The 8,685-nt window shown below is 74.8% G+C and carries 8 protein-coding genes; 5 read left to right on the forward strand and 3 right to left on the reverse strand.

Features of this window, described 5'->3' with window-relative positions; genetic code table 11:
• The 5 genes from PKC53_RS17940 to PKC53_RS17960 all read left to right on the forward strand — a co-directional run.
• The coding region (locus PKC53_RS17940) for an oligopeptide/dipeptide ABC transporter ATP-binding protein (RefSeq protein WP_324431128.1) at window positions 1–720 on the forward strand (720 nt) is incomplete at its 5' end.
• A gap of 12 nt (window positions 721–732) precedes the next feature.
• The gene (locus PKC53_RS17945) at window positions 733–2,238 is read left to right on the forward strand and encodes an ABC transporter substrate-binding protein (RefSeq protein ID WP_324431130.1); all 1,506 of its coding nucleotides are present in this window, start codon (window positions 733–735) and stop codon (window positions 2,236–2,238) included.
• A 7-nt stretch (window positions 2,239–2,245) separates the two neighbouring features.
• The gene (locus PKC53_RS17950) at window positions 2,246–3,643 is read left to right on the forward strand and encodes an amidase (protein WP_324431132.1); all 1,398 of its coding nucleotides are present in this window, start codon (window positions 2,246–2,248) and stop codon (window positions 3,641–3,643) included.
• A gap of 17 nt (window positions 3,644–3,660) precedes the next feature.
• On the forward strand, window positions 3,661–5,031 hold the full coding sequence (locus PKC53_RS17955) for a tetratricopeptide repeat protein (protein WP_324431134.1): 1,371 nt from the start codon (window positions 3,661–3,663) through the stop codon (window positions 5,029–5,031).
• Between the two features lie 9 nt (window positions 5,032–5,040).
• Window positions 5,041–5,421, forward strand: a complete 381-nt coding sequence (locus PKC53_RS17960) for a DnaJ family domain-containing protein (protein WP_324431136.1) — start codon at window positions 5,041–5,043, stop codon at window positions 5,419–5,421.
• 8 nt (window positions 5,422–5,429) lie between these two features.
• Here PKC53_RS17960 and PKC53_RS17965 read toward each other — a convergent pair whose 3' ends face one another.
• From PKC53_RS17965 to PKC53_RS17975, 3 genes are read right to left on the reverse strand one after another with little or no spacing between them, the layout of a single operon-like run.
• Window positions 5,430–6,188: a LytTR family DNA-binding domain-containing protein gene (locus PKC53_RS17965; RefSeq protein ID WP_324431138.1), complete on the reverse strand. Its 759-nt coding sequence runs from the start codon at window positions 6,186–6,188 to the stop codon at window positions 5,430–5,432.
• A 24-nt stretch (window positions 6,189–6,212) separates the two neighbouring features.
• Window positions 6,213–7,340, reverse strand: a complete 1,128-nt coding sequence (locus PKC53_RS17970) for a histidine kinase (RefSeq protein ID WP_324431140.1) — start codon at window positions 7,338–7,340, stop codon at window positions 6,213–6,215.
• Complete coding sequence (locus tag PKC53_RS17975) at window positions 7,340–8,452, reverse strand: histidine kinase (RefSeq protein ID WP_324431142.1); 1,113 nt, start codon at window positions 8,450–8,452, stop codon at window positions 7,340–7,342. Before PKC53_RS17975 ends, PKC53_RS17970 begins: the two co-directional genes overlap by 1 nt.
• Window positions 8,453–8,685 lie beyond the last annotated feature (233 nt).

The raw sequence follows: 8,685 nt of genomic DNA on the forward strand, positions 1-8,685 counted from the left end.
TTCCAGATGGTGTTCCAGGACCCGTACGGCTCGCTCGACCCGCGCCGCCGCGTCGACCAGACGGTGGCCGAGCCGCTGGGCGCGCTGCCACACCACGACCGCCGCGAGCGCGAGCGCCGCGTCGCCGAGGTGCTCGACGCCGTCGGGCTGCGCGCCGCCGACGCCGCCAAGTACCCGCACGAGTTCAGCGGCGGTCAGCGCCAGCGCATCGCGATCGCCCGCGCGCTGGTCACGCGCCCGTCGCTGATCGTCGCCGACGAGCCGGTCAGCGCGCTCGACGTGTCGGTGCAGGCGCAGGTGCTCAACCTGATGCAGGACCTGCAGGACGCGTTCGGCGTCACCTACCTGTTCATCAGCCACGACCTCGCGGTGGTCGACCTGGTGTGCGACGAGGTGATCGTGCTGTACCAGGGACGCGTGGTCGAGCACGCCCCCGCCGACGTGCTGTCGGGCGCGCCGGCGCACCCGTACACGCGCGCGCTGCTCGACGCGGTGCCGCCGGCCACGCCGCAGGCCGCGCCGCGGCCCGGCGCCGGCGCGCCGGTGCCCGGCCTCGCTGCCGATGTCCCCGCCGCCTGCGCGTTCGCGCCACGCTGCCGCTGGCGCCACGACCGCTGCCTGCGCGAAGCACCGCCGCTGCGCGAAGTCGCGCCCGGGCACCGCGCCGCGTGTCATGTGGCAGAGTCCGTGCTTCGTCACGTGTCCACGACCACCGCCTGACAGGAGAAGCCGATGGATCTGCGTCGCCGTACCGTCAACCAGCTCGCCCTCGCGGGCGCCCTCTCGCCGCTGGCACTCGCCACCGCCGACGCGCAGGCCCAGGGCCGCAGCAACGCCGCCGTGCTCGGCATGGTGCTCGAACCGCCGGGGCTCGACCCGACCACCGCACCGGCGGCGGCGATCGGCGAGGTCGTGCACTACAACGTGCTCGAAGGGCTGACGAAGATCCAGGTCGACGGGCGCGTCACGCCGCTGCTCGCCGAGAGCTGGACGATGGACCCCGACGGCAAGCTGTACGCGTTCAAGCTGCGGCGCGGGGTGAAGTTCCACGACGGCGAGGCGTTCGACAGCGCCGCGGTCAAGTTCAGCTTCGAGCGCGCGAAGGCCGAGGGCAGCACGAACAAGGCGAAGAAGGCGGTGTTCGACAACATCAGCTCGATCGCCACGCCCGACGCGCACACCGTGATCCTCACGCTGAACCACGCCGACGGCAACTTCCTGTTCCGCATGGGCGAGAACACCGCGGTGATCCTGCACCCGAAGAGCGCCGCCGGCACCGCGAGCCAGCCGGTGGGCACCGGGCCGTTCCGCTTCGGCGAGTGGCGCAAGGGTTCGTCGATCACGCTCAACCGCTGGGACGGCTTCCGCGACGCGAAGGGCGTCGCGCTGCAGCGCGTGACCTTCCGCATCATCAACGACCCGGCGGCGCAGGTCGCGGCGCTGCTCGCCGGCGACGTCGACGGCTTTCCGCGCTTCGGTGCCGTGCAAAGCCTCAAGCAGTTCCAGTCCGACCGCCGCTTCACCGTCGAGATCGGCAGCACGGCCGGCAAGGGCATCATGACCATCAACAACAAGAAGAAGCCCTTCGACGACGTGCGCGTGCGCCGCGCGCTGATGCACGCGATCGACCGCAAGGCGTTCATCGACGGCGTGCTCGAGGGCCTGGGCAAGCCGATCGGCAGCCACTTCGCGCCCACCGACGCCGGCTACGTCGACCTCACCGGCCTGTACCCGCACGACCCCGAGAAGGCCAGGGCGCTGCTGCGCGAGGCCGGGGTGAGCACACCGCTGAACGTCACGCTGACGCTGCCGCCGCCGCAGTACGCGCGCAAGGGCGGCGAGGTGGTCGCGGCGATGCTGGCCAAGGTCGGGGTCAACGCCAGGATCGAGAACGTCGAGTGGGCGCAGTGGCTGTCGGGCCCGTTCAAGGGCAACTTCGACCTGACGATCATCAACCACGTCGAGCCGCTGGACTACATGCAGTACGCCAACCCGGCGTACTACTGGGGCTACGACAACGCCCAGTTCAACAAGCTCGCCGCCGAGCACGCGGCCGCGACCAGCCCGGCGACGCGGCTCAAGCTGTTCGAGCAGCTGCAGCGCAAGATCGCCGACGACTGCGTCAACGCCTTCATCTTCAACCCGGCGCAGGTCGCGGTGTCGCGCCGCGGGCTGAGCGGGCTGTGGGCCAGTTCGCCGATCTTCGCCAACGACATGGCGGCCGTCCGCTGGGCGTGATCCACGCATGACGGCCCTGCACGACCTCGGCGCGGTCGAGCTGTCGCGGCGCTACCGGCAGCGCGAGCTGTCGCCGATCGAGGTCGTGGGCGACGTGATCGCGCACGTCGAGCGCTGCGAGCCGCACCTGCACGCGCTGTGGGCCTTCGACGCCGACGCGGCGCTGGCCGCGGCGCGCGCCAGCGAGGCGCGCTGGCATCGCGGCGAGCCGCTGTCGCCGCTCGACGGCGTGCCGTGCACGGTCAAGGAGAACGTCGCGACGCAGGGCACGCCGGTGCCGCTGGGCACCGCGGCCACCGAGCTCGCGCCCGCCGCCGCCGACGCGCCGCCGGCGGCACGGCTGCGCGAGGCCGGCTGCGTGCTGCTCGCCAAGACGACGATGCCCGACTACGGCATGCTGTCGTCGGGGCTGTCGAGCTTCCACGCGCTGGCGCGCAACCCCTGGGACCTGTCGAAGAACCCGGGCGGCTCGTCGGCCGGCGCCGCCGCCGCCGCGGCGGCCGGCTACGGGCCGCTGCACCTGGGCACCGACATCGGCGGCTCGATCCGCCTGCCCGCCGGCTGGTGCGGCATCGTCGGCTTCAAGCCCAGCCTGGGGCGCGTGCCGATCCACCCGCCGTACTACGGCCGCGTCGCCGGGCCGATGACGCGCAGCGTCGCCGACGCGGCGGCGATGATGGCCGTGATGTCGCTGCCCGACGCGCGCGACAGCATGAGCCTGCCGTACCAGGCCATCGACTGGGCCGCGCTCGATCGCGACCTGCGCGGCCTGCGCCTGGGGCTGATGCTCGACGCCGGCTGGGGCCTGCCGGTCGACCCCGAGGTGGCCGACGCGGTGCGGGCCGCGGCGCACGCCTTCGAACACGCCGGCGCCGTGGTCGAGCCGCTGGCGCCGTTCACGACGCGCGAGATGGCCGACGGCATCGACCGCTTCTGGCGCATGCGCTTCCACGTCGACTTCGTCGCGCTGCCCGCCGAGCGGCGCGAGCGCATCCTGCCGTACATCCGCGACTGGGTCGCGCCGGCCGCCGGGTTCAGTGCCGCACAGGTGTTCCACGGCTTCAGCCAGATGGGCGCGCTGCGCGACGCCGCAGTCGCCGCCTGCCAGCCGTTCGACGCGGTGTTGTCGCCGGTGAGCCCGGTGCCGACCTTCGCCGCCGACGCCGCCGGGCCCACCGACGACCCGCAGCGCCCGTTCGAGCACATCGCCTTCACGCTGCCGTTCAACATGAGCGAGCAGCCGGCGATCGCCGTCGACTGCGGCCACACGCGAGCCGGGCTGCCGATCGGGCTGCAGATCGCCGGGCGGCGCCACGACGACCTCGGCGTGCTGCGCCTGGCGCGCGCCTGGGAGCAGCTGCGCCCGCGGCCGCGTCCCTGGCCGACGCCGCGGGACTGGCGCTGAACCGGCGGGTGCGGCCGATGACCCCCACCGACCCGCGCGGCAATCCGGTGTCCACCGGCAGCGCCGCGGCGCGCGACGCCGCCGAGACCGCGCTGTGGCGCATGATGTCGTTCTACGACCCGCCGCTGGCCGACCTCGACGCGGCGACTGCCGCCGACCCCGGCTGGTGCCTGCCGCACGCGATGAAGGCCGGATTCCTGCTCAGCCTGACCGAGCCGTCGCTGCTCGACGAGGCGGCGCGGCATCTGGCCGCGGCGCGCGCGCTCGACGCCGACGCGACGGCGCGCGAGCGCGCGCACCTGGAGGCGCTCGCCTTCGGCATCGAAGGGCGCTGGCACCAGGCGTGCCGCGTGTGGGACGACCTGCTGCTCGAACACCCGCGCGACGCGCTGGCGCTGCAGTGGGCGCACCTGTGGGACTTCTACCGCGGCGACGCGCACCACCTGCGCGCGCGCCCGGCGCGCGTGCTGCCCGAGTGGGACGAGGCCGACCCGCTGCACCCGTACGTGCTCGCGCTGTACGCCTTCGGGCTCGAGGAGAACCACCTGTACCCGCAGGCCGAGGAGGCCGGCCGGCGCGCGCTGGTCGCCGACGCGCGCGTGCCGTGGGCGGTGCACGCGGTCGCGCACGTGATGGAGATGCAGGGCCGCTTCGAGGACGGCGCCGCGTGGCTGCGCCAGCACCAGCCCGGCTGGGCCGAGGGCAATGGCTTCGCCGCGCACCTGTGGTGGCACATGGGGCTGTTCCGCCTCGAGGCGCTCGACACCGCCGGCGTGCTGCGGCTGGTCGACGCGCACCTGTCGCGCGACGCGCTGCAGATCACGCTGCAGCGCGTCGACGCCGCGGCGATGCTGTGGCGGCTGCACCTGCTCGGCGTCGCCGTCGACGGCTGCTTCCGCGACCTCGTCGCCGCCTGGCCGCTGGCCGACGGCGACGCCGGCTACTACGCCTTCAACGACCTGCACGTGCTGATCGCGCTGGCCGGCGCCGGCGACCTGGGCGGCGCCGAGCGCTGGCTGTCGCGCTGCGCCGAGCGCGTGCTCGCCGCCGACGACGCGGCGCGCGCGAACCGCGCGATGGCGCGCGAGGTCGGCCTGCCGCTGATGCGCGGCTTCCTCGCGTTCGCGCGCGGCGAGTTCGACGCCGCGGCGCAGACGCTGCACGGCGTGCGCGCGCAGGCCGCGGGCTTCGGCGGCAGCCACGCGCAGCGCGACCTCGTCGACCAGACGCTGCTGGCGGCCGCCGGCGCCGCGGGCACCGCCGGGGCGAAGGCCATCGGCCGCGCGCTGCTCAACGAGCGGCTGCTCGCCAAGCCGGCAACGCCGCTGACGCGGCACTGGGCGCAGCAGCTCGGGCTGGCCGGGCGCGTGCCGCCGAACGGCGGCTGAGCGCGCGCGATGGGCGCGGCCGGCGACGACCCGAAGCGGCGCGAACGCGACGCGCAGATCCGCTCGCTCGACGAGCGCATCGGCGAGTGCGTGTCGCAGGCGCTGGCCAGCGGCGAGCTGCAGCGCAGCGCCGCCTGGGGCCGCCCGCTGCCCGACGACGGCTACTTCGACGCGCCGCCCGAACTGCGGATGGCGTTCCAGGTGCTGCGCAACGCCGGCCACTTGCCGGTGGAGGTCGAGATGCTGCAGGAGCTGCAGCGCTGGCGCGACGAACTCGCCACGCTGCCGCCCGACGGCGAAGCCGCGCGTGTGCTGGCCGCGCGCATCGCCGAGCGGCAGCTGCTGGCGCAGCTGCGCATCGAGCGGCTGGCGCGCACGCTCAGCCTGTGACCGCAGAGTCACATCGTCTTGAACAGGTGCGCGTAGCTGTCGGCGACGACCAGCGTGTCGCTGCCCTGCTTCAACCGCACCTGCAGCCGGCCGCGGAAGTCGCGCGTGACGCCGGCGATCGCCGCGGCGTTGACCAGCGTCGAGCGGTGGATCTGCCAGAACTGCTGCGGGTCGAGCTCCTCGACCAGCTCCTTCAGCGGCTTGCGGATCAGCGCCTCGCCGCCGGCGACGACCACGCGCGTGTACTTGTTGTCGCTCTGGAAGTACAGCACCTCGTCGACGGTGATCAGGCGCAGCGACTGGCCCACCGACGCGTTGATCCAGCGCAGGTACGGACGCGGCGCCGCCGGCGCGCCGCCGAGCGCGCCGAGCACGCTGCCGAGGTCGGGCGGCGCGCCGGCCAGCCGTTCCTTGACGCGCGCGATCGCGGTGAACAGCCGCGCCGGCACCAGCGGCTTGAGCAGGTAGTCGACCGCGCCGTGCTCGAAGGCCTGCACCGCGTGCTGGTCGTACGCGGTGATGAACACCACGCGTGCGCGCGTGCCCACCTGGCGCGCCACCTCCAGCCCGGTGGCGCCGGGCATCTGGATGTCGAGGAACATCACGTCGGGGCGCAGCGCGTCGAGCAGCCGCAGCGCCTGCAGCCCGTCGGCGGCCTCGCCGACGACGCTCAGCTCGGGCCACAGCTGGCCCAGGCGCTCGACCAGTTCCTGGCGCAGCGTCGCTTCGTCCTCCGCGACGACCGCGGTGGGGCTGCTCGTCTTCATCGTCGGTTCTTCATCGTCGGTTCTTCATCGATGCGCCAGCTGCAGCGTGAACGTGGTGTGGCCGGCGTCGTCGACGCACGCCAGCGACACCGCGCCGGCGCCCATCGTGCGCGCGCGCTCGGCCAGCGCCTGCAGCAGTTCGGGCGCGGGGCAAAGCCCGGCGCGGTCCAGACCGAGCCGCAGCTGCCAGCCGCGCGCGTGCGCATCGGCGTGCAGCGCGACCTGCCGCGGCGGCGCTCCGCCCTGCGCGCGCTGCAGCGCACCCTGCAACAGCGGCAGCAGCAGCATCGGCGGCAGCGGCGACGCCGCCAGCGCCGGCGGCACGTCGGCGACGAACGCCACCGGCGCGCCCAGCCGGTCGCCGGCCACCGCGAGCCAGCTGCGCAGCAACTCGGCCTCGGAGGCCAGCGTGGTCGCCGCGTCGCGCAGCCGCGGCAACGCGACGCGCAGATGGTGGATCAGCCGCTCGAGCCGCTCGGGCGCCGCAGCGTCGCCGCTTGCGTAGGCGCGCTCGATGTCGACCAGCGTGTCGAACAGGAACTGCGGCTCGACCTGCGCCTGCAGCGCGGCCAGCCGCGCGGCCATCGCCTCGCGTGCCAGCCGGTGGTGCTCCACCACCGCCTGCTGAAGCCGCCGCATGCTGTCGTGCCGCCGTTCGACGAGGTCGAACAGCACGAACGCGAGGAAGGCGGGGATGAACACCGTCAGGCAGTCGCCGGCGTAGGTGCCCCAGTGCCAGGGCGAGAACATCGGCAGGCCCTTGGCCGGTCGAATCAGCTCGCCGGCGCTGGGCAGCTCGAGCCAGCGCACCAGCGGCCACAGCAGCGCCATCGCCAGCGCCGCGCCGAGGGCCGCGGCCAGCGCCAGCCGCCCGAGGCGCTGCGGGTGCGGCGCCGCGCTGCGCGCCGCGGGCAGCCAGAACGGGATCAGCAGCAGCGCCACCAGCAGCGGCACGCCGAGCAGCCGCGCCGCCACGCGCCAGCGCTGCGCCGCATCGGCGACGTCGGCGAGCGAGCCCAGGTCGGTCAGCCCGTAGGCCAGCCCGAGCAGCGCGAACCACGCCAGCTCGACCGGGCGCAGCGTGCCCCACGCCCGCCACGGCGCGCCGCGCGCTGCGGCACGCGACGCCCAGGTGTCGGGCAGCGCGACCATCAGGCCCCCACGGCGGTCAGCGGCACGCGCAGCCGCGCCACCACGCCGCGCGGCTGCGCGGCCTCGAGCTCGAGCGCCGCGCGCGCGCCGAACATCGCCGCCAGCCGCGCGCGCGTGTTGGCCAGCCCGACGCCGCTGCCGCCGCTGCCGACGAAGCCGCGCCCGTCGTCGGCCACCTCGAGCACCAGCGCGCCGGCGTCGCGCCGCGCGCCGACGCGGATGCGCCCGCCCTCGGGCAGCGGCGCCAGCCCGTGCTTGATCGCGTTCTCGACCAGCGTGGGCAGCACCATCGGCGGCAGCGGCGTGCCCAGCAGCGCCGGTTCGGCGTCGATGTCGAACGCCAGCCGCTCGCCCATGCGCATCTGCAGGATGGCCAGGTAGCTGCGCACCAGCTCGAGCTCGTCGCCCAGCGTCGAGGCGCCGCGGCGCATGTTCGGCAGCGCGGCGCGCAGGTACGCGATGAGCCGGCCCAGCATGTCGCGACCGCGCTCGGGCGTGGTCTCGTACAGGCGCTTGACGTGGGCCAGCGTGTTGAACAGGAAGTGCGGCTCGATCTGCGCGTTCAGCGCCGACAACTGCGCCTCGATCTGCTGCGCCTGCAGCGCCTCGCGCCGCGCCTCGGCGTCGAGCAGCGCCAGGCGCGCCTGCTGCTCGGCGCGCGCCGCGAGCACCAGCGCGTAGCCGATGCCACCGATCAGGCTCCACAGCAGCGTCGTCGAGACCAGCCAGCCGGGCTTCAGCTCGGCGGCGGCGTCGCCCCAGTTCGCGACGACGTGGCGCAGCCACGCGCCGGCCAGCGCCGCGCCGAGCACCGCGGCCACGCGCACCGCGGCGCGCGCGCGGCCCGTCGCGCCGCCGCGGGCCAGCCCCGCCTCGGCCAGCGCCACGGCCAGCAGGATCGCCAGCCCGGTGATCAGCGTCTGGCGCGTGAAGCGCACCAGCGAATACAGCCAGTCCTGCGGCGTGTCGGCGTCGGGCAGCCAGCCGAGCGCGCGCGACGTGGCCATCGCCAGGCACAGGTAGAACACGACGGCGATGCTGCGCAGGTTGAACAGCTGCACGAAGGCCTGCGCCGGCGTCGTCGCGCCCGGGGAAGGCAGCGTCAGCGACATGCGCGCATTCTGGGCCGCGACGGCCGGCCGGCGCCAGCGCGGCGCGACGGCCGCGCGCCGGTGGCGACGAAACCGCCCCCGGCGGGAGCCGCCGGGCGCCGCGGCGTCAGACCAGCGGCTCGGGCAGCGCCTCGGTGGCGATCGTGCGCTGCACCGCCGGGCGCGCCAGCACGCGCTGCAGGAACGGCGCGATGTGCGGCAGCGTGCGCGCCGGGCGCTGCATGCCGCGCGTC

The sequence above is a fragment of the Azohydromonas sp. genome (assembly GCF_035325925.1).
Classification (GTDB): domain Bacteria; phylum Pseudomonadota; class Gammaproteobacteria; order Burkholderiales; family Burkholderiaceae_C; genus Calidifontimicrobium.

What these genes read in the sequence shown, in the direction of transcription:
- PKC53_RS17945 (WP_324431130.1), top strand. Translation starts at nt 733, where the DNA reads ATGGATCTGCGTCGCCGTACCGTCAACCAGCTCGCCCTCGCGGGCGCC.
- PKC53_RS17950 (WP_324431132.1), top strand. Translation starts at nt 2,246, where the DNA reads ATGACGGCCCTGCACGACCTCGGCGCGGTCGAGCTGTCGCGGCGCTAC.
- PKC53_RS17955 (WP_324431134.1), top strand. Translation starts at nt 3,661, where the DNA reads ATGACCCCCACCGACCCGCGCGGCAATCCGGTGTCCACCGGCAGCGCC.
- PKC53_RS17960 (WP_324431136.1), top strand. Translation starts at nt 5,041, where the DNA reads ATGGGCGCGGCCGGCGACGACCCGAAGCGGCGCGAACGCGACGCGCAG.
- PKC53_RS17965 (WP_324431138.1), bottom strand. Translation starts at nt 6,188, where the DNA reads ATGAAGACGAGCAGCCCCACCGCGGTCGTCGCGGAGGACGAAGCGACG.
- PKC53_RS17970 (WP_324431140.1), bottom strand. Translation starts at nt 7,340, where the DNA reads ATGGTCGCGCTGCCCGACACCTGGGCGTCGCGTGCCGCAGCGCGCGGC.
- PKC53_RS17975 (WP_324431142.1), bottom strand. Translation starts at nt 8,452, where the DNA reads ATGTCGCTGACGCTGCCTTCCCCGGGCGCGACGACGCCGGCGCAGGCC.